The sequence below is a fragment of the Streptomyces mayonensis genome (genome assembly GCF_018982965.1).
Lineage (GTDB): Bacteria > Actinomycetota > Actinomycetes > Streptomycetales > Streptomycetaceae > Streptomyces > Streptomyces mayonensis.
Map to the genome: position 1 here is coordinate 31,464 of NZ_JACBYP010000005.1, position 26,847 is coordinate 58,310.

A 26,847-nucleotide genomic window follows, 5' to 3' on the forward strand; every position below is an offset into this window, starting at 1 on the left:
CGGTTACGGGGATGTGGTGTCGGCGGCCGGCGGGGGCGGGGGCGGGCCGGAGGAGGTGAGCAGGCCGGAACGCAGGACGGGGGCCCGGCCGGTCCAGCGCGGGCCGGTGCTCGCGGCCGAGGTCGCGAAGTGGGTCCAGGTGGCGCCGTCCGTGGCGCGCTCCGCCCAGGTCCACGTCTGGTCGTCGACGGTCCGTACCGGCAGGGCGACGGTGTCCTCCCGTGCGGTGGCCGCCGGAGTGAGCAGCGGTCCGCTGCGCAGGACGGTTCGCATACGGTCCAGTGGTCCGTCGGTGAAGCGGCGGGGGATCTCCAGTGTCGTGGTGGGCAGCAGGCCGGTGGTGGCGTGCACGGGGGCATGCGGGTCGGCCAGCAGCGTCAGGTGCTGAGGTGTTCCGGCCATGACGTGGAGGTGGGTTCCGTCCCCGATGGCGGCGAGTTGCGGATGGGTGCCGTCCGGTGCGGCCACGGTCCGCAGCACGCCGGGCTCGGTGTCGGTGAAGTAGCCCACCAGGCCGTCGCCGACGCGCTGTTGTTCGCCCAGGCGCACCGGCCAGGGGTAGTCGGTGAACTCCGGGCTCGGCGGCTCGGGGTCGAAGACGTGCTGCCAGCCGGGGTCGGTGGGCGGTGGCCCGTCCAGGTCCAGTCGGAGGCGGCAGCGGACGAGGGCCAGCGGGCGCCCGGCCAGTGCGGCCGAGGCCGAGGTGGCGCCCGCGGTGGGCAGGACGTCCGCCAGGGAGGTTTTGAGGATGTCCAGGGCGGCGGGCAGCGGGCTGTCCTCGGCGTCGACGCCCTGGAACCAGGTGATCAGCGCCCGCAGATGCGGTGAGGTGGCGGACAGCGCGGGGACGCCGGCGGACTCGCGCGGCAGTGGTGTCCACACGGCCTCCGGGGCCGGCCTGCCGAGCCGGTAGGCCCGGCGCAGCAGGCCGAGGGCGGTGCCGTCGGGTTCGTAGACGGCGAGTGAGGCGTCGATCGGGTTGGGGACGATCCAGCCGGCGATCGGATTGCCGTCGCCCAGGGAAGCGGCCTGGTAGGTGCCGCGGGTGGCGTCCATGAGCTCGATCCCGAGGCGCGCGGCCTGCGGCAGGCGCGGCGGCAGTTGGACGACGTGTTCCGGGGTGGTGTCCAGGGCCTCGGGAACGTGCTGCGGGCGCAGGCGGTCGGCGACCACGGGGTGCCGGTGACCGCTCGTTCCGCCGGTGCCCGCGGGGGTGATGACGTCCAGGGAACGCCCGAAGGAGTCCACCAGGGTCAGGCGGAGGAAGCGGAACTGTCCTGCCCGCAGCTGCTGGAATCCGGAGGCCGGCCAGCCGGTGAGGTCGTCGGGCAGGGGGCCGGGGTCGGGGCTGGTGCGGTAGGCGTCGCCGATCAGTTCGGCCAGCTCCGGCGGTGCGCCCAGGGGCGGGACGCCCTGGCCGGGGTCCTGGCCGATGAGCATGTCGCGCAGTCCTGCCAGTGAGCTGGACAGGATGTCCCCTTGGTCCACCCGACAGGCCAGGGCCTCGCAGTGGGGGGCCAGTTCGGGGGCGTGGAGCGCGTACTGCCGGATCCGGCCTGCCAGGCTGCGCGGCAGGTGGTCGCTGAGCAGTGTCCGGCCGGTGTAGGTGCGCGCGGGCTCGGGCCTCGGGCCGGTGCAGGTGTAGTCGTCGCCGTCGAATTCCCACTGGCCGTGGGGCAGGGGGTGGTACTCGATCTTCCAGAGCAGGTGGAGCGGGTTCCACGGCTGTTCCCAGGGGTCGCCGCCGAAGGCCGGGGCGGTGCCGGTGCGCGGGGTCGGCACCGCCCCCGCGTCCGGTCGGCTGACCGCGCCCAGCACGACGGGGCAGTTCGGGTCGAGCAGGAACGCCTCGCGCAGCAGAGCGCGGGTGGAGCCCGGCATGACGGAGTGCTCGCCCGCGCCGAGGTCGAGGGTGTTGCACGCGAGGTCGCCCCGTTCGGCGTTCAGCCCGTCGGGGCTGCCGGGGTGGTGGACGGCGGTCACGGTCCGGTCGCCGAACCGGCAGGGCAGTGTGGTGTCGTCCGGGGCGGGCAGGGAGCCGGCGCCCTGCAGGACGACGGCGGGGTCCAACGCACGGTGGAAGGGGGCCGGGGCCACGCGCTTGAGGTCCCAGCCGTCGGGCAGGTGGCGCTGGGCGTACTGGCCGATGGACGCCGCCAGTTGTTCGGGTGTGTCGCCGCCGGGGATGCGGGCCCGGAGGCGTTCGGCCTCCTGACGGCGGGTGCGGACGCGAGCGGCGAGGCTGTCCGTGCGCCGGAGGTCGAGCTCCTGGGCCAGCCGCTCCCGGTAGCCGTCCGGCAGTACGGGCAGACCCTGGAGGCGCCACATGCCGTGCAGCCTCCGGCGCAGCCCGGCCAGCTCGCGCTCCGCCTCGTCGTAGGTGTGCTGCGCGGCGTTCAGGGCGGCCTCGGCCTCCCGGGCCTGCTGCTCGTCGTGGGGCGGTGCGGGCTCTTGCGCGGTGCTGGGCGGCACCGCGTGCCAGGCGTACGAGGTGGTGCCTTCGGCGAATCCGGCACCGAGCCGGATGTCCGCGAGGCGCTGCGTGTGGTCCGGCTCGTCCGCCCGGTCGAGCGTGCCGGACTGGAGCTGGTCGAGCAGTGCGGGGGCGAGGGTGAGGGCGGGGTCGGTGGCCGCCCTGTCGGCGGCCAGGGCGGTGAGCGCGGAGTCGGCACTGTCGGCGACGGCCACGGTCGGGTCGGGCCACTGTTCGTCGGTGGGGTCGTGGCGGCGCAGGACGCTGTGGACGCGGCCGGTGTAGACGGTGCGGGTGCCGGGGGGCGGGGGGCTGTCGGTCTGCCAGCCCAGGGAGGATTCCAGCGTTTCGCGTACCTGCGGGTCGGCGAGCGGGTCGTCGGAGTCCACCGCGTGCCAGCCGATGACCTGGTAGGCCAGGCGGTCGTACGGGTCGGGCAGGAGCGCCAGCGGGTCGTGGAAGGAGAAGACGTTCCGGCAGTGGGGCTGGAACGCGGCGAACGAGAGGGACCCGGGGCCGATCGCGGTCAGGAAGGTGGGCTGCCGCGCGGCGGTTTCCGTCCACCGCGCGGCCTCGGTGTGGCGGCCGATCCTGGTGGGTGCGACCCGGCCCCGGCCGGGCCGCAGGTAGGGCGCGGTGCCCTTGCTGTTGTCTAGGAAGTCGCTCTCGACGACCCAGGCGGCGGTGGCGTACTCGCCGTCGGCTGTGCAGGCGTGCCGGACGACCAGCCAGCGGTTCGGGGCGGGCGGGAGCGTGACCTCGCCGCCGGGAGTGGTGGCCCGCCGGAGTGCCGCCGGAAGTTCCCAGTGCAGGTGCACACCGTCGTTCTTCGGGTCGGTGGCGAACTCCGTGTCGGTGCTGGCGTAGGGCGAGGGGTCCGGGGAGCGGCGGACGCTCAGGAGGCGGTAGTTGGGTGTCCAGCGGTGGAAGGAGTCCCGGCCGCGCACCTGGTCGTTGACGACCAGCGCCCGGAGCCTGACGGGAACCAGCAGGTCGGTGTTCATCGGGTTCCTTCGAAGGAGAGGGTGAGCCGCTGCGGGGCGCGCACCAGCTGCACGGCGAACTCGGCGGGGGTGAGCGTCGTCCGGGGCGCGATCTCCGGCGCCAGTTCCCGGGCCAGGAGGGCCCCGAGGCGGCCGGCGTCCAGGATCCGCGCCCCGGCGGCAGTGGTGGTGATCGGCGCGGTGACCGCGCGGCCGTCCAGCGGCGTGCCGGTCCGGCCGGGGGTCAGGGTGCGCGGTGTCACCGTCGCGTTCCTCGTGCTGCCCACGCCGAAGTGCAGTCCCTGGGCGGGTTCGCTGAGGGTCAGGCGGTCGGGCATCCGGTCGAAGAGCATCAGCAGGACGTCGGCGCCCAGGGCCTCGCTGCGGATCACCTCGACCGGTGCGGTGTCGGCGGCGGCCTCGAAGATCAGGGCGGGCCAGCCCGGGACGAGGGCCGAGCGCAGCAGCAGGCCTGCAGTCGGAACGGGCCCGTGGGTGTCGAGCAGGCCGTCCAGTTCGGTATCGGTGGCGGCATCGGCGTCGCTGTGCCGGTCCAGGCTGCGCGCGCCGTCGAGCAGGGCGTCGAGCCAGCCGCGGTCGACGTGGAACAGGCGGAGACTCTCGGGTGGCAGCATCCGCTGGTCCGGTACCAGGCAGTCGAACGGCACCCCGCTGAGTGTGCGCAGCCGGTTCAGCCACTGGGCCGCCTCTCGCGCGTCCGGCGACGGCTCCTGCGGCGCGGAGAGGTCTCGCGGGGCGTCGGGGCGGTGGGTGGCAGGGGCCGTGGCCGGGGGGCGCGTCTCGTCCTCGGGGGCGCCGAGGGCCGTGGCCAGCGCGTCGAGGGTGCCACCGCGCAGCAGCTCCTCGAACAGCTCGCGCGGTGACCCGCCGGCCGTCGGTCCGGTGGGCAGGTCGCCGCCGTGGAGCTGCCGTTGGTACGTCGCGTACTGGCGGACGGTCGCCCGGCGCAGTCTGCCCCGGTGACGCAGGCGGACCAGGGTCGTGGCGAATCCGGGGTCGGCGAGGGCCAGGGCACGGCCGGTGTTCCAGGCGCAGGCGTAACCGGCGGCGAAGGTGCCGGTGCGTGGTTCGTGGAGCAGGAGGCCGTCGGCGTCGGGGAAGTGGCCGTCCGCCGGGCGGGGCAGCGCGGGCGCGACGCGGGGCAGGAACGGGCCGTTGTACCAGGCCAGGGCGCGTTCTCCGGAGTCCGTGATGTGGGTCGTCGGGACGAGGCCCTGCTCCAGCAGGGAGCCCAGGTGCGGCGGCAGTCCGGTACCCGCGGCAGGGGGACGCAAGGGTGCGGCGCTGTGCTCGCCGTTGCCCTGGGCGAAGCGTTCGGCCAGCAGGCCGAAGCTTTCCCCGGCCCGGGGGCCGGAGGTGAAGGTCCAGCTGTGCAGCGACACCAGACGTACGGGCCTGCCGTCGGCCTGCGCCCCGGGCTCCCGGTGTCCCTCCAGCGAGACCAGGTGGGCCGCGTACCTGGCCTCCTTGGCTCCCGGCGCCTCGGTGGGGAAGCGCGTCGTGGTGACGACCGCGTACGCGGCCGGTGCGGTGTCCTGGCCCTGGGCGGGCGCCGCGTCCCGGCCGCCGGTGCGGGCGTGGGCGAGGAGTCCGAGGTCGTGCGTCTTCGGGAGGAGCTGTTCCAGCAGGTCCTCGGGTACGTCGATGACGTGGCAGGGGGTGTCGAGCAGGGCGGGACCCGCGCTGTCCCGGTCCAGGGCGGGTCCCTTGACCGCGGTGTCGCCGTCGAGGAGCGTTCTCACGGTCACCGAGTGGGTGGTGCCCAGGGCGTTGGGATCACCGGGCAGTTCGCCCTCGCCGAACAGCAGCAGCGCCAGCCAGGGAGCCTTGTCACGGCCCGGGACCTGGTCGGTGAAGGGCCTGCGCTGCCAGGGCAGGGCCGCCGTGTCGAGGGTGATGTGCGGGAGCAGGTCGTGGAAGGGGCCCTGGCTGTGGGGGGCCGGGTACACGGCGTGCACCCATGAGGGGTCGAGACGGAACTGCGGGGCACGGACGTCGACGATCTGTTCCACCGTGCCGAGCCCGTCTTCCGGCAGCTGCGCGGAGGGCAGTCGCTGCTCGACGGTGATCAGGTAGCGGCCTGCCTCGATGCCGGGCTGCAGGCGATCGTCGAAACGGACGAGGTTCTCGTCGGGTGCGAGCTGCCCGGCCGGATGCGTGGTCATGAGGTCCTTCACAGGTGGGCGAGGCGCAGGGGCGGGGAGGAGAAGGCGGCTTCACGGGCGAGGCGGTCGAGCTCCGGGGCGGCGTCGAGCTGGTAGCCGGCGGCGGTCAGGGCATCGAGCGCGTCCCGCCGCAGCGCGGTCTGCTCCTTGGTGTCGACCACAAGTGCGCCGGTGCCGTCGGTCTCCGCCCTCACTCCGCGCACCCCCGTGGCAACCGCGCCCGGGTCGAGCGGCAGTGTCCCCCGGCCCAGCGGGATGTGGTCGAGCGATGCGCGGCAGGTCTCGGCGTCCTCGGGCAGGGAAGGGGGCGGTACCTCGATGCGTGCCCCGCTGACCAGGCCCTCGACGAGGGCGGCCTGACCGTTGCCGAGTACGTCGCCGGGCTTCCCCTTCCCCCACAGCGCCGTCGGCTGCGGGGTGGCGTGGGCGGTGACGCGCCAGCTCCGCAGGCGGTCGGCGGACAGGGCGTCCCAGGTGCCGCGCGTGTTCTTCTTCGCGACCGTCACCGAGAGCGGGACGTCGAGGTCCGTCTTGCCCATCGGACGGATGCTGACCAGGGTTCCCTCTCTCCCGCTCCGGCCGGCGCCGTTCACCTTCAGCGCGGAAGCAGGGAAGGCGCTGTTGACGGTGAAGGACAGGCCGTCGCAGGTGGCGGTCCACGCCTTGGCCGCGTCGGGGTCGCTGCCGGCCGGTTCGTTCTGCTGTCGCGCGGCGGCGTGGTCGGGGTGGAGTCCGTCCACGGGGGCGAGCGTCAGGGGCTGCGACGGCAGCAGCGTGCGGAACTGCTCCCAGCCGATGGGGGCGGGAGGGGTTCTGGGCTCGCCGAAGTCGATCGGGATGGTGATGCCGAGGACCTTCACCCGCGCGGTGCCGCCGAACGGCGGGCCCCACACCGACAGCCACGCGCCCAGCGACGTCTCGCCGCTCCAGCCGAGCAGCAGCCACACCTGGGCGGTGATCTCCGCCCACACGTCCATCTCGTAGTGGAACGGCGCCCACTCGACCAGGGCGTCGAAGCCGATACCGACCCGGGCCCTGGCCCACGAGCCGTCGTAACGGAGATCCAGGCGGCCGCCGGCCATGACGGCCGCGGGGGTCAGCGCGAAGTAGCTGGTGCCCTTCAGGGTCAGGGAAGAGCCGGAAGCCCAGTCCACACCGACGGGGTCCGGGCGCGGATAGTGGGCGGGCGGGGTGTAGCGCGGGTGGTAGCCGCCGATGGTGAAGACGAAGTCGCCGGGGTGCTCACTGTTGCCGAACCACAGGCGCAGCGCCGCCCCGCCGGTCAGGTGCACTGCCGGATCGAGCAGGAAACTCTCCGGGGAGAGCCGGGCATCGACGGCGAGTACGTCGGCGGAACGCCGGTAGACGGCAGAGAGCGCCAGTTCCACGTCGGCGTACGGCTTGCCCAGCTTCTTCTCCGGGTCGGGGAACTGGGCCCTGGCCGTGCCCAGCAGCCCCACCACCAGGTCGTCCGCGCCGAACTCGGCGAACGCCAGGGCCTTGCAGTGCACCGTCTCGAAGATGGCCGCGTTCAGGCCGAGAGCCAGCCAGATGCTGCCGTCGTGCGGGGTGACCCAGGCGGGGGCGCTGTCGGTCCCCCCGGTCAGCTCCTTGAGCACCTCCAGTGGCTCGGGCGGCGTGTCCCGGCCCGCGCGGTCGATACCGGCCAGCAGGGGGAATCCGGCCACCTCGTCGATGGCGGGCACGCGCAAGCTGCTGTTGTAGCCGAAGCCGGCTTTGACGCCGGTGATCCGGAAGGCCGGCGGGCCGCCGAACTTGCCTCCCAACTCGGCGTACAGAAAGAGCGACTGCGCACCGTCGCTCTTCAGGGTTCCGTAGGCGCCGGTCGCCGCGAACGCGGCGCTGGGAGTCCTGATCAGGGCGCTGCCCTCGATCAGGAGGCTGTAGGGCGACTCGCTGCCGACCGGGGTGTTCAGGAATGCGCCGGACATCTCCAGCGGCGGCTTGTCGAAGGTCAGGCTCAGCCCGTCGAGCCGACCGCAGGGCGGGGAATCCTTGCCGTCCAGGGCAAGGCCCAGCCCGAGCCCGTCCACTTCCAGCTCCAGGGGACCGGCGCGCACGCCGGCGTCGCACAGGACCCACACCCTCTCGTCGTGGTAGCTCGCGCCCAGCCGCCGCAGGAGCAGAGGCCCGAAGGAGTGGTCGAGGTCGGCCCAGGCGACGGCCGGTGCCGCCGGTTCCTCGTCGGCGGCCGGCACGGCCTCGGTCAGGGCACGCGGTTCGGCTCCGGCCTTCGGCTTCCTGGTCTCCGTCGAGGACTTGGCGTCGGCGAGGCGGAACAGCAGAGGGGCGCGCCGCTTGCCTGCCCACGTGTAGTCGAGTGCCACCAGGGCGGCCCCGCGGGACTTCTCGGGAAACGCGGGGTGGGTGCCGTCGAGGCGGGACACCTGGTCGTTGAGACCCTTCACCAGTTCGGCTGTGAGAGCCGGGGAGGCGATGACAGCCTTCACGCCCGTGATGCCGAGGTCGTGCTCAGGGGAGATGTAGTCGCTGACAAGGGGGAGAGCGGAGAGTTTGGCGGTGAGCCGGGCATCGACGAGCAGGGCGAACAAGAGATGCCTTCCGGGCCGGAGACGGAAACGGGGGAAGCTGGAGAAAATCGATGTTGCCCCGATGGACCGAAACGAATCTGATGGACCTCTTCGGCCTTCATTGCGAGACGCGTGAGACGCCTCGCGCGGAACGCCCCACAGATTTCGACCCTAGTCATGCTTCGTCGCACCGGACGCCTGCAGAAACGTTTGCGAACGAGGGCTCGGGCGGAGATTCGCCAGAAGAGGTGAATCCCGCAATACACGGATCACTCGGATCACCCACATGATCGACGTCACATCAGTGCACGTCAGTCGGCACTTCGCGCCCGCGGGTGGTCTCGGCGATCAGTGGGCGCGAGGAACTCCTCATGGCTGGCGGCCGGTGCCGGGGTCGAAGACTGACTCGGCCGGACATCGACACGGATGTCGAGGACGATTCTTCCCGTCGTCGGGTGCGGTGCGGCTCCTTCTGGGCACGGGGATACGTGACCCTCGCGGCTCACTGGGTGTCCTGCCCATGAGTCGAATGGATCTGATCGACAAGCGAGGCACTCCGGAGGCCGGTCGACTCCCCTTTTGCGGAAGCGACAGGTGACTCCAACCGGCCGCAACTCATTCGATCCCGGTGCGCATCAGCTGACCAAGCGCGGCTGTCGGCCGGGGGACAGCGGTACTTCGTGTGGAGAAGGCAACCTGGTGGACCGCGGGAACGACTCGGTGCCCGGTCAAAGGACCAGGCACCGAGCGGCGTACGCGTCTGGCGTACGCGTGCCCGGGCCGGCGCGACGGAGCCCGGGAGACGGGGTGTCAGGTCTTGCTGGGGACCTGCAGTGGGGGCGCGTCGGCGGGTTTGGCCTGTGGTTCGTGTGTGCCGGTGTGCAGGACCTTGTTGACGTGGGCGGTGTCGAGGGCGTTTTCCCAGCGGGCGACGACGAGGGTGGCGACGCTGTTGCCTGCGAGGTTGGTCAGGGCGCGGCACTCCGACATGAACTTGTCGATGCCGAAGATCAGCATGATGCCGGCGGCGGGGACGGTGCCGACGGTGGAGAGGGTGGCTGCCAGGGCGATGAAGCCGGCGCCGGTGATGCCGCCGGATCCCTTGGAGGTGAGGATCATGACGGCAAGCAGGCCGAGTTGCTGGCCGATGCTGAGGGGGGTGTCGGTGGCCTGGGCGATGTAGACGGCAGCGAGAGAGAGGTAGATGGAGCTGCCGTCGAGGTTGAAGGAGTACCCGGTGGGGACGGTCAGTCCGACGATGTCGCGGCGGATGCCGAGACCTTCCAGCTTCATCATCAGGCGCGGCAGGGCGCTCTCTGAGGAGGAGGTGCCCAGCACGAGGACGAACTCTTCGCGGAGGTGGCGCAGCAGCCGGAAGATGTTGATGCGGAGTGCTGCGGTGACGGTGCCGAGGACGACGATCACGAAGAACGCTGAGGTGCCGTAGAAGAGGCCGATGAGGTGCCCGAGGCTGGTGAGGGTGGAGATGCCGTATTCGCCGATGGTGTAGGCCATGGCGCCGAAGGCGCCCACCGGGGCGGCCAGCATCACGTAGTGCAGGATCTTGAAGACGACCGTGCTCAGGCGCTGGATGCCGTCCACGAGCGGTTCGCCCACGGGGCCGACGGCCTTGAGAGCGACACCGAACAGTACCGAGAAGAAGATGACTTGGAGGATGTCGCCGTCGGCGAAGGCGCCGACCGCGCTGGTGGGCACGAGATCGGTCAGGAAGTGCCACCAGGTCTGGTTTTCGCCGTCCTTGACGTACTGGCCGGCGTCGCCGGCGAGGTGGAGGTCGCCGGGATGGGCGTGGACGCCGGCGCCGGGCTGGAAGACGTTGACGGCGGCCAGGCCGACGAGCAGGGCGATGAGGGTTCCGGCCTGGAAGTAGAGCAGGGACTTCAGGCCGACTCGGCCCACGCGGCCGAGGCTGTCGACGGAGCCGATGCCCGCCACGATGGTCAGGAAGACGATCGGCGTGATCAGCATTTTGATCGCCGCGACGAAGGTGGTGCCGACCGGTTCCATGGCGGTGCCCACGGAGGGCCACAGCCAGCCGGTGAGGACACCGGTGACGATGGCGGTCAGGACCCAGAAGTACAACTGCCGGTACCAGGGCCTTTGGGGGCTGTCGGCGGCGTGTGGTGCGAGCGTTGCGGGTGCTGCCATGACGTTTCTCCTCGTTGAGGAACGGGCGCAACCGGGACGCGTCCGGTCTTCCGCGGGAAAGGGCGGGAGTCCGGTGGGGCGCGGCTCGGGAAGACGGAGGCGACGGCGAGTGCCGTCAGGGGCCGTGGCGGCGGCGTCCGTGCCGCGCGGCGTGTGTGGCTCCGGGCATGAGGGGCTGCATGTGGGGCTGGGCGGACCCGTGCGGAACACGGGCCCGCCCCCCCCGGATGGTGGGGAGGTCCTCGGCTACAGCACTTCGAGGAGCTTGTCGGTGAACTCGGCGGTGGTGGCCGTGCCGCCGAGGTCGCGGGTGCGCAGGTCGGTCTTGGCCAGGACGGCGGCGATGGCGTCGGTGATGTCCCTGGCGGCCTGCGGATGGCCGAGGTGGTCGAGCATCATGGCGGCCGACCAGATCGCGCCCAGTGGGTTGGCGATGCCTTTCCCGGCGATGTCGGGGGCCGAGCCGTGCACGGGTTCGAACATGGAGGGGAACTGCCGCTCCGGGTCGAGGTTGGCGGCCGGGGCGATGCCGATCGATCCGGCGACTGCGGCCGCGAGGTCGCTGAGGATGTCGCCGAACAGGTTGGAGCCGACGACGACGTCGAAGCGTGAGGGCTCCAGCACGAACTTGGCGGCGAGGGCGTCGATGTGCTCCTGGTCCCAGGCCACCTCGGGGTGGTGGGCGGCTCGTTCGGCGACGAGCTGGTCCCAGAACGGCATGGTGTGGACGATGCCGTTCGACTTGGTCGCCGATGTCAGACGGCCGCCGCGCTGGGTGGCGAGCTCGAAGGCGTAGTCCAGGACCCGGGTGACACCGGTGCGGGTGAAGACGGCCTCCTGAACGGCCATCTCGTCTTCGAAGCCCCGGTTGAGGCGCCCGCCGACTTCGCTGTACTCACCCTCCACGTTCTCGCGGACCACGACGAAGTCGACCTCGCCCGCCACTGCGCCGCGCACCGGGCTGTCGATGCCTTCGAACACCCGGATGGGCCGCAAGTTCACGTACTGGCGGAAGCTGCGCCGGATCGGGATCAGCAGCCCCCACAGCGAGACGTGATCGGGTACTCCGGGGTAGCCCACTGCCCCGAGCAGGATGGCGTCCTTGTCGCGGAGCTGGTCGATGCCGTCCTCGGGCATCATCGCGCCTTCGCGCAGGTAGCGCTCGCACGACCAGTCGTCGTAGCTGGTGTAGCTGAGGGTGAAGCCGTGGCGGCGGCCCAGGACGTCGAGGACCTGCTGTGCGGGCGGCAGGACTTCGGCGCCGATGCCGTCGCCGGGGACGAGGGCGATGCGGTGGTTCGTCATGCCGTCGATTGCAGCAACGGGCCGGGCACGGCGTCCAAGACGCAGTTCGGATCTCCCTTATAAGCAGGTCCTATGAGTTCAGGTCCTCTGAGCCCGGCGGCTGGGTGGTGCGGGCGGTGTCCAAGAACGCGGCGGCAGCAGGGGACACGAGACCGCGGCGGCTGACGAGGCCGACGTGAAGGGCGGTTTCCGGGGTGATGTCCAGGACGCTCGCCCCGGCCTGCCGGGCCAGGCCGCGCCAGGACTCGGTGACCACCGCGAGCCCGACGCCCGCCAGGACCAGGGGCAGCAACGCGACCCGGTGCTCGATCTCTGCAGCCACGGTGAAGTCGACCCCCTGCTCGTGAAGGGAGTCGACATAGGCGCGCATCCCGGTCCCCGGCTGGCCGACGATCAGCCGGCGCCCCGACAGCTCCTCGCCCGACACGCTCCCTCTGCCGACGAGCGGATCCTCCGGTGGAACGAGCAGGACGAAGCGCTGCCGCCCGAGGGAGAGCGAGGCGACTTCCTTCTCCGGCAGCACACCGGTCGCGGCGAGCAGCCCGAGTTCCACGGCCCCGGTCCGGACGGCTTCGACGACGTCGCGCGTGGTGAACACCGCCTTCACCGCCACCACGACCTCCGGGTACCGGCTGCTGAAAGCACGGATCAGTGAGGTGAGGGGCTCGACGGCCTGCGAGGGCATCGACGCCACGTCCAGCCGCCCCGATCGCAGTTCGTGTACGGAAGCGACGCCGGCCCGGGCAGTTTCCAGACTGCGCACGGCCGCTCGGGCCGGCTCGATCAGGGCACGCCCTGCCTCGGTGAGCACCGCCCGCCGCCCGATCCGGTGGAAGAGCTCGGAACCCAGATCCCGCTCCAGCGCTCGAACCGCCTGCGACAGGGAGGGCTGCGACACGTACAGGGTGGTGGCCGCACGGTTGAAACCGCCGGAATCGACGATCGCCAGGAAGTACTCGAGCTGGCGGATGTCCATCGCATCTCTCCGGATGGGCTGGTGCGCGCAGTGGTCGGGGTGACGGCCCTCCCGTGCAGCGCCCGACCCGTGCTCGGTCTACGGATGGTTTTCGCGGACCTCGAGCGCGCTGATGGCGGTGGCGGTGAGGCTGTTGGCGATGTGGTCGTGCATGAGCTGTGCGGCCTGGTCCGCCTGGCCGTCGACGACGAGGTCGACCAGGCGGTGGTGTTCCTGGAGGTCGCGGGTGCGGGGTTCGTCGCCGGGCGGCAGGTCGAGTCCGAGACGGCGGTAGCGGTCGGACTTGTCCCACAGATCGTCGAGCATCTTGATGAGGACGTCGTTGTGGGAGGCCCGGTACAGGGTCTGGTGGAAGACGCGGTGGGCGGTGAGGGCCCCTTCGCCCCACTGGCGCGTGACGGGCAGGAGCTGGTCGACAGCGGCCCGCAGCGCGGTGATGTCGGCGTCGGTGCGGCGTGCGGCAGCCAGCTTGGCCGCGGTCGGGTCGAGCGAGAGGCGGACCTCGAAGAGCTGGCGGGCCTCGTCCGCGGTCATCGTGGACACCCGTACGTCCCGGTGGGTCTCCACCGTCAGAAGCCCCTCGCTGCTCAGGCGCCGGATGGCCTCCCGCAGCGGGGTGATGCTCATGTTCAGCGACTCGGCGAGCTCGTACTGCGCCAGGCGGGACCCGGCCGGCAGACCCCCGGTGAGGATCTTCTCGCGCAGCTCCGCGTAGGCGAGATCGCTCTTGCTGAGGAACATGTTCTGGCTCTGCATGACCCTTGACCGTTCCCTTCCCGAGGTTCCCCACCCCTTGACACTCCCCCGGGGTGCAGCTCACTCTAACAGCCCTCGCATCTTATAAGTTACGAGAAAGGCTCACTGTGAAGATCACCAACGTCTACGAGGGCGTCGTCCCGATCAGCTCCTCGATTCGCAACGCCTGGATCGACTTCTCCTCCATGGACTGCTCGATCGTCGCGATCGAGAGCGACGTCATCCGGGACGGCAAGCCCGTCGTCGGCTACGGCTTCAACTCCAACGGCCGCTACAGCGCCGGCGAGATCCTGCGCCGCCGCGTCCTGCCGCGCCTGACCGCCGCCGAACCCGGCAGCCTGCTCAACGAGGCCGGCGAGCTGGACCCCACCAAGGCGTGGGACGTGATGATGCGCAACGAGAAGCCCGGCGGGCACGGAGAGCGCTCGGTCGCGGTCGGCGTCGTGGACATGGCCCTCTTCGACCTCGCCTCGAAGATCGCCGGACAGCCGCTGTACCGCTACCTGTCCGAGCGCCACGGCGACGGCACGCCCGACGACTCCGTCTTCGTCTACGCCGCCGGCGGCTACTACGCCCCCGGCAAGACGCTCACCGACCTGCAGAACGAGATGAAGGCATTCCTCGACCAGGGCTACGACGTCGTCAAGATGAAGATCGGCGGCGCCGACCTCGCCGAGGACCTGCGCCGCATCGAGGCCGTCATCGAGGTCCTGGACGGCGACGGCTCCCGCCTGGCCGTCGACGTCAACGGCCGCTTCGACCTGGCCACCGCCCTCGAGTACGGGCGCGCCATCGAGCCGTACAACCTGTTCTGGTACGAGGAGATCGGCGACCCGCTCGACTACCACCTCAACGCCACCGTCGCCGAGCACTACGCCGGTGCGATCGCCACCGGCGAGAACCTCTTCTCCCTCCAGGACGCCCGCAACCTGATCCGCTACGGCGGCATGCGCCCCGACCGCGACACCCTGCAGTTCGACCCCGCGCTGAGCTACGGCCTGACCGAGTACCTGCGCATCCAGGACATGCTCGAGCAGCACGGCTGGTCCTCGCGCCGCTGCATCCCGCACGGCGGCCACCAGTTCTCCCTGCACATCGCGGCCGCCCTCAAGCTCGGCGGCAACGAGTCCTACCCCGGCGAGTTCCAGCCCACCGGCGGCTTCGCCGACGACGCCGTGGTCGAGAAGAGCCGCGTCGGCCTGACCGACATCCCCGGCATCGGATTCGAGGGCAAGGCCGCCTTCTACAAGGTGCTGCGCGCCCTGCACGGCTGAACCTCACCGCACCGCGACCGCGCGCCCGCTGCAGGCGGGCGCCGTCGCGCCGGCGCAGCTCCATCGACGCGCCACGTACGACACCGGGGACCGCGAGCCGCAGCGCACCGTCCCCGGAACCCCACGGGACAGGGCTACACACGATCGTCGTGCAAGGGAGCACCAACGATGACATCCACTACCGCCACCGACCGCCCGCCCCGGTCGAGGCTGAGCCGCCTGCTGCGTGAACTGTGGTTCCAGGTCGTCCTGGCCGCCGTCCTCGGTATTGCCGTCGGACTGGTCGCGCCGGGGTTCGGTGAGGAACTCAAGCCGCTGAACGACTGGTTCATCGCGCTGGTCAAGATGATCGTGATCCCGGTCGTCTTCTGCGTGGTCACCACCGGCATCGCCTCCATGGACAACCTGCGCAAGGCCGGCCGCATCGGCGTCAAGGCGATCGGGTACTTCCTGGTGCTGTCGCTGGTCTCGATGCTGATCGGCCTCGTGGTCGCCAACATCTTCCACCCCGGCACCGGCCTGGACGTCGACCCCTCCACGCTGCGGGCCGACGACGTGCCGGAGACCGCCACCGAACACGCCACCTTCACCGGCTTCATCTCCTCGCTGATCCCCACCTCGCTGCTCGGGGCGATCACGGGCGACGCGATCCTGTCCGCGCTCATGGTCTCCATCGTCTTCGGCGTCGCGCTGAACATGGCCGGTGAGGACGGCGCCCCGCTGACCCGCGGCATCAAGGCCCTCTCCGACGTGGTCTTCCGCATCGTGGGCTGGGTGATGCGCCTGGCACCGCTGGGCACCTTCGGCGCACTGGCCACCGTCGTCGCCACGTACGGCGCCGAGAGCCTGAAGCAACTCGCCTACCTGATCATCCTGTTCACTGCTACCTGCGTCCTCTACGTCCTGGTGATCCTCGGCGCCATCATGCGTGCCTGCCGCATGAACCTGTTCGCCCTGATGCGCTTCCTCAAGGCCGAACTCCTCGTCGCGCTGAGCACGTGTTCCAGCGAGGCCGTGCTGCCGCAGTTGGTGAAGAAGCTGGAGACGCTGGGCGTGGGCCGCCCTGTGGTCGGCATCGTCATCCCCTCCGGGTTCTCCTTCAACCTGGACGGGTCCGCCGTCTACCTCACGATGGCCTCGATGTTCCTGGCCCAGGCCATGGGCATCGACCTGTCCTGGCAGCAGCAGCTCGTCATGGTCGGCGTCATGATGCTCACCAGCAAGGGCACCGCGGGCATCGCCGGTGGCGCGTTCATCGTGCTGGCCAGCACTGTCACCGCGGTCGGCCACATCCCGCTGGCCGCGCTGTCGCTCATCGTGGGCGTCGACCGGATCCTCAACGAGGGCCGCGTCTTCATCAACGTCCTCGGCAACGCGGTGGCCACCATCGTGATCGGCAAGTGGGAGAAGGACTTCGACGCCGAACAGGCCCGCTCCGTGCTGCACCCGGACAAGGACAGGACGCCGCCCCCGCCGCCCGCAGCCCTCGACACCACCAAGGTCGGCGCCGACAGCTGACCCGCCCTCTTCCCGCCGACCGCCGGGCGACTTGGACACCCGGCGCCACACACCAGCAAAGGAACGTTCCGATGAGCGCGCCCAGCGTCTCCTACTCGATCACCATCCGGCTCGAAGTCCCCGCGGGCGGCAGCGCCGTCTCGCAGCTGACGGCCACCATGGAAGCGCTGGGCGGCTCGGTCACCGCACTCGACGTCATCTCCTCCGACGCCGACCGCCTCGGCCTCGACGTCACCGTCGCCGCCACCTCCACCACCCATGCCGAGGAGATCGTCGACAAGCTGCGCGGCATCGAGGGCGTCACGCTCGGCAAGGTGTCCGACCGTACGTTCCTCATGCACCTCGGCGGCAAGATCGAGATGGCGTCCAAGCACCCCATCCGCAACCGTGACGACCTGTCCATGGTCTACACGCCCGGCGTGGCCCGCATCTGCATGGCGATCGCCGAGAACCCCGAGGACGCCCGCCGCCTGACCATCAAGCGGAACACGGTTGCGGTCGTGACGGACGGCTCCGCCGTCCTCGGCCTCGGCAACATCGGCCCGATGGCCGCCATGCCGGTCATGGAGGGCAAGGCGGCCCTCTTCAAGCGCTTCGCCGGCATCGACGCCTGGCCGATCTGCCTGGATACCCAGGACACCGACGCGATCGTCGAGATCGTCAAGGCCATCGCCCCCGGTTTCGCCGGCATCAACCTAGAGGACGTCTCGGCGCCCCGCTGCTTCGAGATCGAGGCCCGGCTGCGCGAGGCCCTCGACATCCCCGTCTTCCACGACGACCAGCACGGCACCGCCATCGTGGTGCTTGCCGCGCTGACCAACGCGCTGCGCGTCGCGAACAAGGACATGGGCGACATCCGCGTCGTCATGTCGGGCGCCGGCGCCGCCGGCACGGCCATCCTCAAGCTGCTGCTCGCGGCGGGCGTCAAGAACGCCGTCGTGGCCGACATCCACGGTGTCGTGCACGCGGGCCGCGAGGACCTCAAGGACGCCGCGAGCGACTCGCCGCTGCGCTGGATCGCCGACAACACCAACCCCGAGGGCCTCACCGGCACCCTCAAGGAGGCCGTGCACGGCGCGGACGTGTTCATCGGCGTGTCCGCCCCGAACGTCCTGGACGGCGACGACGTGGCCGCCATGGCGGACGGTGCGATCGTGTTCGCGCTCGCGAACCCGGACCCCGAGGTGGACCCGGCCGTGGCCCGCGAGACGGCGGCGGTCGTGGCCACCGGCCGCAGCGACTTCCCGAACCAGATCAACAACGTGCTGGTCTTCCCCGGCGTCTTCCGCGGCCTGCTCGACGCCCAGTCGCGCACGGTCAACACCGAGATGATGCTGGCCGCCGCCGCGGCCCTGGCCGGCGTGGTCGGCGAGGACGAGCTCAACCCGAACTACATCATCCCCAGCGTCTTCAACGACAAGGTCGCCGGCGCCGTCGCCGACGCCGTCCGCGACGCCGCCACCAATGCCGGCGCTCACCACCTCTGACACCGACCGACCACTGCCTCACACCAGCGGAAACACACGTCATGAAGCTGATGCGCATCGGGCCTGCCGGCTCCGAACGCCCTGTCGTTCGCAACGACGCCCACACCTACATCGACGTCGGCGATCTCGTCGACGACTACGGCACAGCCTTCTTCGCGGCAGGCGGCCCCACACTCCTGGCTGGAGCCGTCGCCGAGCGCCGCGCCGCCGGCCGACTACACCCCTTCGACGGCCAACGCATCGGCGCACCGATCGCCCGCCCCCACCAGATCCTGGGCGTTGGCGCCAACTACCGCACGGTGGACTCGAACCGGTCGGCTCCCGAGGAACCCCTCGTCTTCACCAAGGCACCCAACTCCCTGTGCGGGCCCAACGACGACCTGATCATCCCGCGGGGCTCACACCACACCGACTGGGAGGTCGAGCTCGGAATCGTCATCGGATCCCGCAGCCACTGCCTCACCGACACCCACGAGGCCCTCGCCGCCATCGCCGGATACGTACTCGTCAACGACATCAGCGAGCGCACCTTTCAGCGCGAACGCGGCGGCCAATGGCTCAAGGGGAAATCCGCGCCCACCTTCACCCCCTGCGGCCCCTGGTTGTCCACCCCCGACTCCGTCGGAGACCCCGTAGAGCTCGACTTGTGGCTCGAGCACAACACCACTCGCCGCCAAGACGGCAACTCCCGCGACATGATCTTCAGCCCAGCCTGGATTGTCCATCACCTCAGCCAGTTCATGGCCCTGGAGCCCGGCGACCTCATCAGCACCGGAACCCCCTTCGGAGCCGGCAAGGACCTCACCCCGCCCCAGTACCTCACTTCCGGCGACACTCTCACATGCGGTGCGGACGGGTTGGGCATCCAGCATCAGAGAGTGACGTCGGCCGACCGCGGGAGGATCAGAGACCGTCGTGCATCGTAGTGGTCCCTTCGGGCCAGCAGTCGCACGCAGCCACACCACAGGAGTTGGCCGGCTGGATTGGTGTGACGACGCGGATCCCGGAGTTCGACAAGCAAATCGATGCTGAACTGGAGCGGTTGGGGCACCCCAGTACTCCCCCGGCAGGAAAGCGATGGCCCTGGCCCGCGCGCCGCTGCCGTCCTCGACCACGTCGAGGACGGCAGCGGGATTCGCACATTCAGGGCATGCCGGCCAGTCCTCCATGCCCTCGCTGCGGCCCGAACGTGCACGACGATGTTGCGGTACCAGGAGCCGACGTCACTGACCTCGATCCCGGACATCACCGACGCGCTCCAGATGCCGGCACCGAAGTGGAGGCCGGGCGTCTTGATGATGTAGACGGTGTGCAGCACGCGCGGTGTACCGGACCCGTCGTCGGCCCAGTGGATGGCAAGGATGCGAACGCGCTCACGCAGGGGAAGCCTCAGGAAGACCGCCGGCTCGACCGGCTGCGGCGACGGGTTGCTGGATCCCCATGGGTGCTCCTCGTGGATGGTCGTCCGGGCGGCACGCAGGAGTCGCTGCCCTGCCGGCGTTGGCACGCCGTCGGCCCAAAGGGCCGCGTCACGCGATCCGGAAGCACGGATTCTGGAAGCCGGTGAGACCTGGCACACTGTGCGCGCGAACCAAAAGAGCTGGTAAGCATTGGGCTTCGTACGCTGCTGTTCCGGCAGTGACAACCCAAGAGTCCGCCGCGCACCTGTGCCCGGGGACCGACGCAGGACGAAAGGCCGACCATGGATCCCTCGGCGAACGGCGAGGAGATCGCCCGCCGCGCGGCCGCCCGCGTCGCCGACATCGCCGCGGCCACGAGCGCGCAACTCGACGACGTGGCGCGCGTGCTGCAGGTCGAGCTCGCCGAGTCGATCTCGGAGCTTCGCGGGGACCAGCTGATGCTCGGCCTCCTCTACGCGAGTGTGGAGAGCAACGTGAAGACGTTCTTCGACATCGCGCGGTACGGGGTTCCGGTCGACACGGTGGAGGCACCATGGCCGGCCGTCGAGTACGCACGACGCCTTGCTCAGCGCGAGATCTCCTCGAACGCCCTGCTGCGCGCATACCGCCTCGGTCATCGGCGCGCCCTTGAGTGGGTGGCCGGGGAGCTGGCCGTCGTCGAGCCGGACGGCAGGGTCTCCTTCGCTGCGTTGCAGCTGCTTCAGGAAGCCGCCTTCGCCTACATCGACCGGGTTTCCGAGCTGGTCGTCGCGGAGTACGAGACCGAGCGGGAGCGGTGGCTGGCGAATCGCAACACGATCCGCGCGGCCACGCTGAGCGCGCTCCTCGCCGGCGAGGAGGTGGACGTGGCCACGGCGGAGCAGGTACTTGGCTACCGACTCCGCCAGGAGCACCTCGGACTCGTCCTCTGGGCGGACGAGCGGATGGCCTCGACGGGACCGCTGGAGCGTCTTGGGCAGCTGACCGGCGAGATAGCCCAGGAGGTTGGTTCGGAGGGCTCGCCGCTGTTCGTCCCGCAGGACCGCTCGCTCGGCTGGGGCTGGGTGCCGCTGCCCGCAGGGGCGAGCATCGACCTCAACCGCTTGGCCCGAAGTCTTGCTGGGGCGGGGGATGAGGTGAAGGCGGCGATCGGCGCCGTCGGGACGGGACCGGCGGGCTTCCGTGCGACACATCGTCAGGCATTGCAGGCTCACCAGGTCGCCGTCGTCGGAGCTGATCGGGCCCACCGGATCACCTCGTTCACGGCCCCCGGACTCCGGGCAGCCGCGATCCTCGCAGGCGACCTCACGATCGCCCGCGACCTCGTCACATCGATGCTCGGGGGGCTGGCGCAGGACGACGAAGGTGTCGAGCGGCTGCGTGAGACCCTCACCGTCTTCCTCCAGCAGAACCAGAGCTATGTCTCGACCGCTGCGAAGGTTCACCTTCACAAGAACACGGTCAAGTACCGGGTGGACAAAGCGGTGCGGCTGCGAGGGCGGCCGATCGAGGAGGACCGGTTCGACCTCGAGCTCGCGCTCGCCGCATGCCGCTGGCTCGGACCTGCCGTGCTCCCCCGATCTCCGTGATCTCCACCAGATCCCCGCACGGATGAGAACGGATTGGTCCGCGCGCACTGAGGGAGCCGCTCTTTTTGGTGTGTCCGACCGAGGACTTCTTCGTCTGCACGGACGAGTCTGGGCCCCTCGCCATGGCGGAGGCAACGCCGTGAGCAGTGCGAGGATCACCAGCAGCACGGGGTGCTTCGCGAGGCTCCCGGCTCTTCCCGAGCGATCGGCGCGACGCCCATGACAGCGTGGTGGCGCGGCGGCTGCCGAAGTGGCGCGCATGCGCGGCGTGGACCGGCGTCCGCCGGTCAAGAACCGCCCATCGCCTTGAACATCGTCAGACGACGCAGTCAGAGAGGAGTGCAGCATGGCCGAGCCGCACGACGGCACGTACACGACGTCGGAGGAGTGGTTCGACTCCGGCGGCACCCGCTGTGCCGCTCGCGTCCACCGGCCCACCGCTGCGGATCAGCCGTTGCCCGTCGTCGTGATGGCGCACGGTTTCGGCGCGGTGCGGGCGCTACGGCTCTATGCCTACGCCGAGCGCTTCGCCGCCGCCGGATACGCCGTCGTCGTCTTCGACTACCGGGGTTTCGGGGAGAGCGAGGGTGCGCCGCGCCAGGTCCTGGACATCGCGATGCAGCACGAGGACTGGCGCGCCGCCCTCCGCTTCGCCAGGTCGCTTGAGGGGATCGACTCCGCACGAGTCGTGGCATGGGGTACCTCGTTCGCCGGCGGCCACGTCATCACCATCGCCGGCCGAGGAGAGCCTCTCGCCGCCGTCATCGCTCAGGTCCCGCACGTCAGCGGCCCGGCAGCCGTGAGGTCGACCGGCCTGCGGGCCGCCCTCAGGGTCGGCGTGCCGGGGATTCGTGATGCGATCGCCTCCCGGCTCGGTCGTGAACCTGTGTACGTCCAGAGCGTCGACCGTCCCGGACGCACCGCGATGATGACGTCACCGGACGCCTACCCGGGCATGCACACGCTCTTCCGCGAGTCGGGGCTGAAGGAGGACACCTACCCCCGCACGGTGGCAGCCCGCATCGCCCTGAAGATAGGCCTCTACTCGCCCCAGCGTTGGGCCGGCAACATCGAGTGCCCGGTCCTGGTCCAGATCGTCGCGCAGGACGCGATCACTCCCCGGCGCGTCGCCGAACGCGCAGCGGGCAGGATGCGGCACTCCACCGTCCGCGTCTACGACGGTGGCCACTTCGACCCCTACGTCGAGCCCCTGTTCGACGCCGTCGTCGCGGACCAGATCAAGTTCCTGCACCAGCACGTCCCTCTTCTGCCGCGAAGGCACGCATGAATCCCGCCCCGAACCGCTCTCGTCACCAGATCACCTCCGAGGCGGAAGCCGTCGCCATCCGCGGGCTCGATGACGCCACCAGCACCGCGCTTCGCGCTGGACATCACTTTCCTCCCGACGGCCGAGGACTGGCTCTGCCTCCCCAGCGAGTACGCGTCGGCCCACTTCCGCTACCACTCACACGAGTTGGGTATGCGGCAGAGCTGCGGCCTCACCCCGGCCGAGACCAGGCAAAGGCATCAACGCACCCTCGCGACACAACCATCGAGTGTCCAGGAGTACGAGCAGACTTCACGCGCCGGCATCCACGTCGGCCTGCTCCAACTCGCCTGCAGCATCATCTGCTTGAGACGACTCCGCAACCTCACTTCGAAACGATCGGTCAGACCGGTGCAGGCGCGGGCTCGGTGGGCCGGTCCTTGCGCAGGAGGCGGAGTTCGGTCACGACTGCCGAGGCGCAAAGGACCGCTGCCATCAACGGGAGCCAGCGCGGTGCCGCCTGCCCGAGGAACAGTCCGCCGGCCCCGCCGCCGAGTGCGGCGCCGACGTAGATGACGGAGCTGTTCAGGGACACGGCCACGGGGCCCGCCGGCCCGGCCAGTCGGAGCAGGCGGTGCTGTTGGGGTGCGGCGTACATCCAGCCGGTGACACCCCACAGCACCATGGCGACGAGCGCCCCCGGGAACGACCCGCTCAGCTGTGGCATCGCCAGGAAGGCGACCGTCATCCCTGCCACCGAGACCAGAACCAGTCGCCGGCCCGCCGGACGGTCCAGGTACGCGCCGGCGAGGGAGTTGCCGACCAGGCCGCCGAGTCCGAAGGCGAAGAGCAGCACCGCGAGCCGACTGCCCTCGCCGGCGGTGGCCCCGGCGAACACCGTGGCGGCATAGGTCAGCACCGCGTACTCCGCGATCACCGCGAAGATCGTGACGGTCAGAACCATGCGGACCAGAGGTCCACGCAGGGCGGCGAACCTTTCCCCCGGCCGTTGCGCGGTGTGCTGGGAGCCGACGCCGCGCAGCCCGGCTGCGAGGGGCACGGCCACGGCGGCGGTGGCCGCTGCGAGGGCCGCCAGAGTCGGACGCCAGCCGAAGACGTCTGCCGCCCAGGTGCCCGAGGGCACCCCCACCACCGACCCCATCACCAGGCCGCTGGTGACCAGCGCGAGGGACTTGCCCGAGCGACCTTTCGGGGCGAGGGCCGCCGCGAGCGAGCTCGCGTGCGGAGTGAACTGGCTGGCCCCGGCCGCGACGAGCAGCCGCCCGGCCATGGCGGTCGGCAGCGAGCCGGCGACCGCGCACACCACGTTCCCCAGGGCGACGGCGACCAGTGCCGCGGTGAGCGCGGCCCGTGGTGACCGGCGGCTGAGGGGGCCCGCGAGCAGCGGGCCGAGAACTGCGTACCCGACGGAGAACACCGTCATGAGCTGTCCCGCCGCCGATACGGAAACGTCCAGCGAGGCGCCGATCTGGGGAAGCATGCCGGCGATGACGAACACGTCGGTGCCGATGAGGAACGTTCCCACGGCCAGCAGCAGAGGTCTCATATGTCCGTCCTGGTCCGTGCCTGCCCGATGCAGTCGGTCGTAGGGGCGACTGCGGTACGTACCGCCTCCACGATCGGCGGCGGGAAGCCGTCCAGATAGAAGTGACCGCCGGCGAAGTCCCGGGTGCGGAACTCCGCGGTGGTGTGCTCGGCCCAGGCTTGCAGGTCGCCGTGGCTGAGTTCGTCGTCCCGGCCCGTCCAGGCGGTGATGGGGCAGGAGAGCAGCGCGGGGCAGCTGCCGGGCCGGTAGGCGGCGGCAGCCCGGAGGTCGCTGCGCAGGGCCGGCAGGGTCATCGCCAAGAGCTCGGGATTTCCGATGACCGCCGGGTCGGTGCCGCCCAGCCTCAGCAGTGCCTCCACGGCGGCATCCTCGCCGTCGGCGGACAGTCGCAAGGACGTGCACCGGTACGGCGCCTGCATGCCGGAGACGATCAGCCCCGCGGGCGGGGCACCGTAGCGGTGCTCGAGCCGGGCGGCCGTCTCGAAGGCGACCAGGGCGCCCAGGCTGTGTCCGAACAGGACCGGTGCGGAAGCCGGCCGCGGCTCGGCGAGCAGCCGTGCGATCTCGTCCGCGAGCTGTGCGACGTCCTCGAAGGCGGGCTCGGCACAGCGGTCCTGGCGCCCCGGATACTGCACGGCCAGGACCCGGACATCGGAGGCGAGCGCCGCGGAGAGCGGGAAGTACTGGCCCGCGCTGCCGCCCGCGTGGGGGAAGCACACGAGCGTGCGGGCCTGTTCGCGGGCGCCGTGGAAGGCACGGAGCCAGGCGGCGCGGTCGCTCGCCCCGTTGTGGGCGGTCGGAAGGGTCATGCGGCGGCTCGTTCCGTGATCAGTGCGGCGATCGCGTCCACTGTGGGGTCGTACAGGAACTCCTGTACGGACACCTGGACTTGAAAACGCTGATGGAGGCGGGTCACGACCAGCGCAGCGGAGAGCGAGGTACCCCCCAGGTCCATGAAGTGCCGGTCGGGAGGTATGTCGGCAACGCCGAGCACCGTCGACCAGATGACGGTGACGGCCGAGCGCACATCGCCGGGCTCGGGGAGTGTACCGGCGCTGTCGTCAGCGTCGCCGGGGGCCGGCAGGCGGCTGCGGTCGATCTTCCCATTCGGGGAGAGCGGCAGCTCGGGTGCGAGGACCACGTGGTGCGGAACCATGTAATCGGGCAGCAACCCGGCGGCATGAGCACGCAGTTCGGCCGCGTCGGGTGCGCGCCCGGGCACGGCCACGACATGGGCGACCAGCCTGCGTTCCTCGCTGCCAGACGATGTCCGGGCCACCACGGCGCACTCCCGCACCGCGGGGTGGCGGAGCAGGGCTGTTTCGATGTCACCGGGCTCGACCCGGTATCCGCGGATCTTGAGCTGTCCGTCGGCCCGGCCCAGGTACTCCAGGGCTCCGTCGGTCCGCTCCCGCACCAGGTCACCGGTGCGGTACGCGCGTACGGTCCGGCCCTCGACCAGGATGCTGCGGAACCGCTCCTGCGTCTGCTGCGGGTCGTGCACATAGCCATGGGCGAGGCCGACCCCGGTCAGCCACAGCTCGCCGCCCTCCGCACGCGGGACGACATGGGCCGTCATGCCGGGAAGGGGCCGCCCGATAGGGGGAAGGTCGGGCCAGGAGCGCGGCGGACCGGTGAGAGTGTGGGCGACGGCGACATGAGTTTCCGCCGGACCGTAGTGGTTGTGCAGACGCGCCGCGGGCAGCCGTCCGAACAGTTCCCGGATGGCGGGTGTGATGTGCAGCGCCTCGCCCGCCACCGCCACCTCGCGAAGCGCGCCGGGCAGTATGCCGAACTCGACGGTCAGATCCGCCAGACGGCGCAGTGCCACGGGAGGCAGGAAGACCCGCTGGATCTCGCGTTCGCGGCACAGCTCCCACACGCACTGCAGGTCGACGCGTTCGGCGTCGGACGGTGTGTACAAGCAGCCCCCGCTGCACCAGGCCGTGAACACCTCCTGGACGAACACGTCGAAGCCGAGCGGGGCGAACAGCAGCGTGCGCAGTGGCTCGGAAGACGTGCTGGCCAGCGTCCACTCGATCAGGTTGTCCAGGCAACGGTGCGGCATCAGGACCGCCTTGGGCCCGCCGGTGGACCCGGACGTGAAGACCAGGTACGCGGGATCCTCGCTGCCCGGCTCCGCTCGGTGAGGCGCCGGGGCACGGTGCGCGCTGCCGGGCGTGGCGTACTGCCGGAGGGGCAGCACGACGGGACCGTCCGGCACGTCCGGGGCTCGCAGACCCGACTCGATCAGCGCGAACCGGGCATGGCTGCGCCGCCACATGTGCTGGATACGGTCCGCCGGATACTGCGGATCCACCACACAGAAGGCCCCGCCCGACCGGAGTACAGCGAGGAGGGCCACGCCGAGCGCGACTCCGCGGGAGGCCTGGATGAGCACTACGTCCCCCGGGCGCACCCCCTGTCGCGTCAGATGTCCGGCCAGGTCGGCCGATCTGCGGTCGAGTTCGGCATAGTCGAGGCTGCCGTCGGGTGCGACCAGCGCGGCCGCCCGGGGGTGGCGACGTACCTGGGCGTCGATCATCTCCACTACACGGCCGGGCAATGCTCTGTCTTCTCCCTCGTGGCCGACGTGAGCGGGAGGCCCAGCGCATCGAGGACCGACGCACGCGTCTCCTCGGACCTGAGCAGTTCGAACCGGTCGCAGCTCAGGCGCAGTGTGCGCTGCCGCCCGTGCCCGGCCGCGCGAGCGAAGCCGGACGGGTCGGCGTCCGCGGAGACCAGATGCAGCACCTCCCCCTCCCAGGGCGACGTACGTGCGTGGTGGGCCGCGATCAGATGGCTCAGCCAGTCCGTATACGCACTCACCATGTGCCCGGCGCTTGCCGCGATCTCCGCTTCGCCGGCGCCTGCCGCGCGCAGCGCCGCGTGGGCCTGGCGGGCCACTTCGCCGGTGAGTTCGTCGACGAAGCGCTCCGGGTCCTCGGCCAGTGCGGCGGTGTCGACCCGCTCGCTCAGCTCCTGCTCGTCCGGCTGGACGCCGAGACCGCCGAGCCGCGCCCGGTAGTCCGCCGTGATCGAGTCCAGGGACGTGGCCTCGGCGTCGAACAGCACGATCAACGGTGGCTCCCCGCCCAGGGCGGCGGCCACCTCGAAGGCGAGCGGCGCCGAGGCGCAGTAGGCGGCGACCGCCGCGATCGGCCCCGTCCCGGACGGCACGTTCGCCAGCAGCCGGGCAGCGTAGTCGGCGCCGCTCACCGCCCGCGGCAGAGGGGCTCGTAGCAGGCCGTGGACCCGTACCCCGTGCCCGTCCAGGCCCAGTTCGTCGATCCGGGCCTCCTTCCGGTAACCGGGGTAGTCGAGTGTGAGAACCACAGGCTCTTC

General features: G+C 70.8%; 18 protein-coding genes. 6 read left to right on the forward strand and 12 right to left on the reverse strand.

Annotated elements, in window-relative coordinates; all coding sequences use genetic code 11:
- Positions 1-3: 3 nt before the first annotated feature.
- The 7 genes from HZS56_RS02890 to HZS56_RS02920 form a co-directional block, all read right to left on the reverse strand.
- Entirely contained in the window at positions 4-3,477 is a 3,474-nt protein-coding gene (locus HZS56_RS02890; RefSeq protein WP_216719056.1) for a hypothetical protein, read from the reverse strand.
- The gene (locus tag HZS56_RS02895; RefSeq protein WP_216719057.1) at positions 3,474-5,642 is read right to left on the reverse strand and encodes a hypothetical protein; all 2,169 of its coding nucleotides are present in this window, start codon (positions 5,640-5,642) and stop codon (positions 3,474-3,476) included. Before HZS56_RS02895 ends, HZS56_RS02890 begins: the two co-directional genes overlap by 4 nt.
- 8 nt (positions 5,643-5,650) lie before the next feature.
- Positions 5,651-8,215 carry a DUF6603 domain-containing protein gene (locus HZS56_RS02900; RefSeq protein ID WP_216719058.1) on the reverse strand — a complete coding sequence of 855 codons (2,565 nt, stop codon included), beginning with the start codon at positions 8,213-8,215 and terminating at the stop codon, positions 5,651-5,653.
- A 789-nt stretch (positions 8,216-9,004) separates the two neighbouring features.
- Positions 9,005-10,363, reverse strand: a complete 1,359-nt coding sequence (dctA, locus tag HZS56_RS02905; RefSeq protein WP_216719059.1) for a C4-dicarboxylate transporter DctA — start codon at positions 10,361-10,363, stop codon at positions 9,005-9,007.
- 246 nt (positions 10,364-10,609) lie between these two features.
- Positions 10,610-11,668, reverse strand: a complete 1,059-nt coding sequence (locus HZS56_RS02910) for a tartrate dehydrogenase (protein ID WP_216719060.1) — start codon at positions 11,666-11,668, stop codon at positions 10,610-10,612.
- A gap of 70 nt (positions 11,669-11,738) precedes the next feature.
- The gene (locus HZS56_RS02915) at positions 11,739-12,644 is read right to left on the reverse strand and encodes a LysR family transcriptional regulator (RefSeq protein ID WP_216719061.1); all 906 of its coding nucleotides are present in this window, start codon (positions 12,642-12,644) and stop codon (positions 11,739-11,741) included.
- A gap of 78 nt (positions 12,645-12,722) precedes the next feature.
- Positions 12,723-13,400 carry a GntR family transcriptional regulator gene (locus HZS56_RS02920; protein ID WP_216719062.1) on the reverse strand — a complete coding sequence of 226 codons (678 nt, stop codon included), beginning with the start codon at positions 13,398-13,400 and terminating at the stop codon, positions 12,723-12,725.
- Between the two features lie 107 nt (positions 13,401-13,507).
- Here HZS56_RS02920 and HZS56_RS38870 point away from each other — a divergent pair, with 107 nt between their 5' ends.
- From HZS56_RS38870 to HZS56_RS02940, 4 genes are all read left to right on the forward strand, one after another.
- Entirely contained in the window at positions 13,508-14,674 is a 1,167-nt protein-coding gene (locus HZS56_RS38870) for a mandelate racemase/muconate lactonizing enzyme family protein (protein WP_308407968.1), read from the forward strand.
- Between the two features lie 168 nt (positions 14,675-14,842).
- On the forward strand, positions 14,843-16,192 hold the full coding sequence (locus HZS56_RS02930; protein ID WP_216719063.1) for a cation:dicarboxylate symporter family transporter: 1,350 nt from the start codon (positions 14,843-14,845) through the stop codon (positions 16,190-16,192).
- A 71-nt stretch (positions 16,193-16,263) separates the two neighbouring features.
- A complete protein-coding gene (locus HZS56_RS02935; RefSeq protein WP_216719064.1) occupies positions 16,264-17,679 on the forward strand; it encodes an NAD-dependent malic enzyme in 1,416 nt (471 codons plus the stop codon).
- A gap of 41 nt (positions 17,680-17,720) precedes the next feature.
- Positions 17,721-18,605 carry a fumarylacetoacetate hydrolase family protein gene (locus tag HZS56_RS02940; protein WP_216719065.1) on the forward strand — a complete coding sequence of 295 codons (885 nt, stop codon included), beginning with the start codon at positions 17,721-17,723 and terminating at the stop codon, positions 18,603-18,605.
- Here the strand turns inward: HZS56_RS02940 and HZS56_RS39010 are convergent.
- Positions 18,551-19,258, reverse strand: a complete 708-nt coding sequence (locus tag HZS56_RS39010; protein WP_374201064.1) for a DUF3556 domain-containing protein — start codon at positions 19,256-19,258, stop codon at positions 18,551-18,553. The two genes, HZS56_RS02940 and HZS56_RS39010, sit on opposite strands and share 55 nt — an antisense overlap.
- A 123-nt stretch (positions 19,259-19,381) precedes the next feature.
- Here HZS56_RS39010 and HZS56_RS02950 point away from each other — a divergent pair, with 123 nt between their 5' ends.
- Together HZS56_RS02950 and HZS56_RS02955 are read left to right on the forward strand one after the other, a co-directional pair.
- Positions 19,382-20,668, forward strand: a complete 1,287-nt coding sequence (locus HZS56_RS02950) for a PucR family transcriptional regulator (RefSeq protein ID WP_216719067.1) — start codon at positions 19,382-19,384, stop codon at positions 20,666-20,668.
- A 346-nt stretch (positions 20,669-21,014) separates the two neighbouring features.
- Positions 21,015-21,956, forward strand: a complete 942-nt coding sequence (locus HZS56_RS02955) for an alpha/beta hydrolase (protein ID WP_216719068.1) — start codon at positions 21,015-21,017, stop codon at positions 21,954-21,956.
- 382 nt (positions 21,957-22,338) lie between these two features.
- On the opposite strand, the gene HZS56_RS02960 is transcribed toward HZS56_RS02955, so the two are convergent.
- Genes HZS56_RS02960 through HZS56_RS02975 form a run of 4 tightly spaced genes read right to left on the reverse strand, consistent with a single transcriptional unit; the run spans position 22,339 to position 26,838 of the window.
- The gene (locus HZS56_RS02960; protein ID WP_216719069.1) at positions 22,339-23,502 is read right to left on the reverse strand and encodes an MFS transporter; all 1,164 of its coding nucleotides are present in this window, start codon (positions 23,500-23,502) and stop codon (positions 22,339-22,341) included.
- A complete protein-coding gene (locus HZS56_RS02965; RefSeq protein WP_216719070.1) occupies positions 23,499-24,311 on the reverse strand; it encodes a thioesterase II family protein in 813 nt (270 codons plus the stop codon). The genes HZS56_RS02960 and HZS56_RS02965 overlap by 4 nt, the downstream gene beginning before the upstream one ends.
- Positions 24,308-26,068 (reverse strand): non-ribosomal peptide synthetase, encoded by a 1,761-nt coding sequence (locus tag HZS56_RS02970; protein WP_216719071.1) that lies wholly within the window; start codon positions 26,066-26,068, stop codon positions 24,308-24,310. Before HZS56_RS02970 ends, HZS56_RS02965 begins: the two co-directional genes overlap by 4 nt.
- Positions 26,053-26,838: a hypothetical protein gene (locus tag HZS56_RS02975; protein ID WP_216719072.1), complete on the reverse strand. Its 786-nt coding sequence runs from the start codon at positions 26,836-26,838 to the stop codon at positions 26,053-26,055. Before HZS56_RS02975 ends, HZS56_RS02970 begins: the two co-directional genes overlap by 16 nt.
- Positions 26,839-26,847: the final 9 nt, after the last annotated feature.

Coding starts and splice junctions, on each gene's coding strand:
- HZS56_RS02930 (WP_216719063.1), top strand. CDS start 14,843: ATGACATCCACTACCGCCACCGACCGCCCGCCCCGGTCGAGGCTGAGC.
- HZS56_RS02910 (WP_216719060.1), bottom strand. CDS start 11,668: ATGACGAACCACCGCATCGCCCTCGTCCCCGGCGACGGCATCGGCGCC.
- HZS56_RS02955 (WP_216719068.1), top strand. CDS start 21,015: ATGGCCGAGCCGCACGACGGCACGTACACGACGTCGGAGGAGTGGTTC.
- HZS56_RS02950 (WP_216719067.1), top strand. CDS start 19,382: ATGGATCCCTCGGCGAACGGCGAGGAGATCGCCCGCCGCGCGGCCGCC.
- HZS56_RS02915 (WP_216719061.1), bottom strand. CDS start 12,644: ATGGACATCCGCCAGCTCGAGTACTTCCTGGCGATCGTCGATTCCGGC.
- HZS56_RS02890 (WP_216719056.1), bottom strand. CDS start 3,477: ATGAACACCGACCTGCTGGTTCCCGTCAGGCTCCGGGCGCTGGTCGTC.
- HZS56_RS02935 (WP_216719064.1), top strand. CDS start 16,264: ATGAGCGCGCCCAGCGTCTCCTACTCGATCACCATCCGGCTCGAAGTC.
- HZS56_RS02960 (WP_216719069.1), bottom strand. CDS start 23,502: ATGAGACCTCTGCTGCTGGCCGTGGGAACGTTCCTCATCGGCACCGAC.
- dctA (WP_216719059.1), bottom strand. CDS start 10,363: ATGGCAGCACCCGCAACGCTCGCACCACACGCCGCCGACAGCCCCCAA.
- HZS56_RS02920 (WP_216719062.1), bottom strand. CDS start 13,400: ATGCAGAGCCAGAACATGTTCCTCAGCAAGAGCGATCTCGCCTACGCG.
- HZS56_RS02895 (WP_216719057.1), bottom strand. CDS start 5,642: ATGACCACGCATCCGGCCGGGCAGCTCGCACCCGACGAGAACCTCGTC.
- HZS56_RS02965 (WP_216719070.1), bottom strand. CDS start 24,311: ATGACCCTTCCGACCGCCCACAACGGGGCGAGCGACCGCGCCGCCTGG.
- HZS56_RS02940 (WP_216719065.1), top strand. CDS start 17,721: ATGAAGCTGATGCGCATCGGGCCTGCCGGCTCCGAACGCCCTGTCGTT.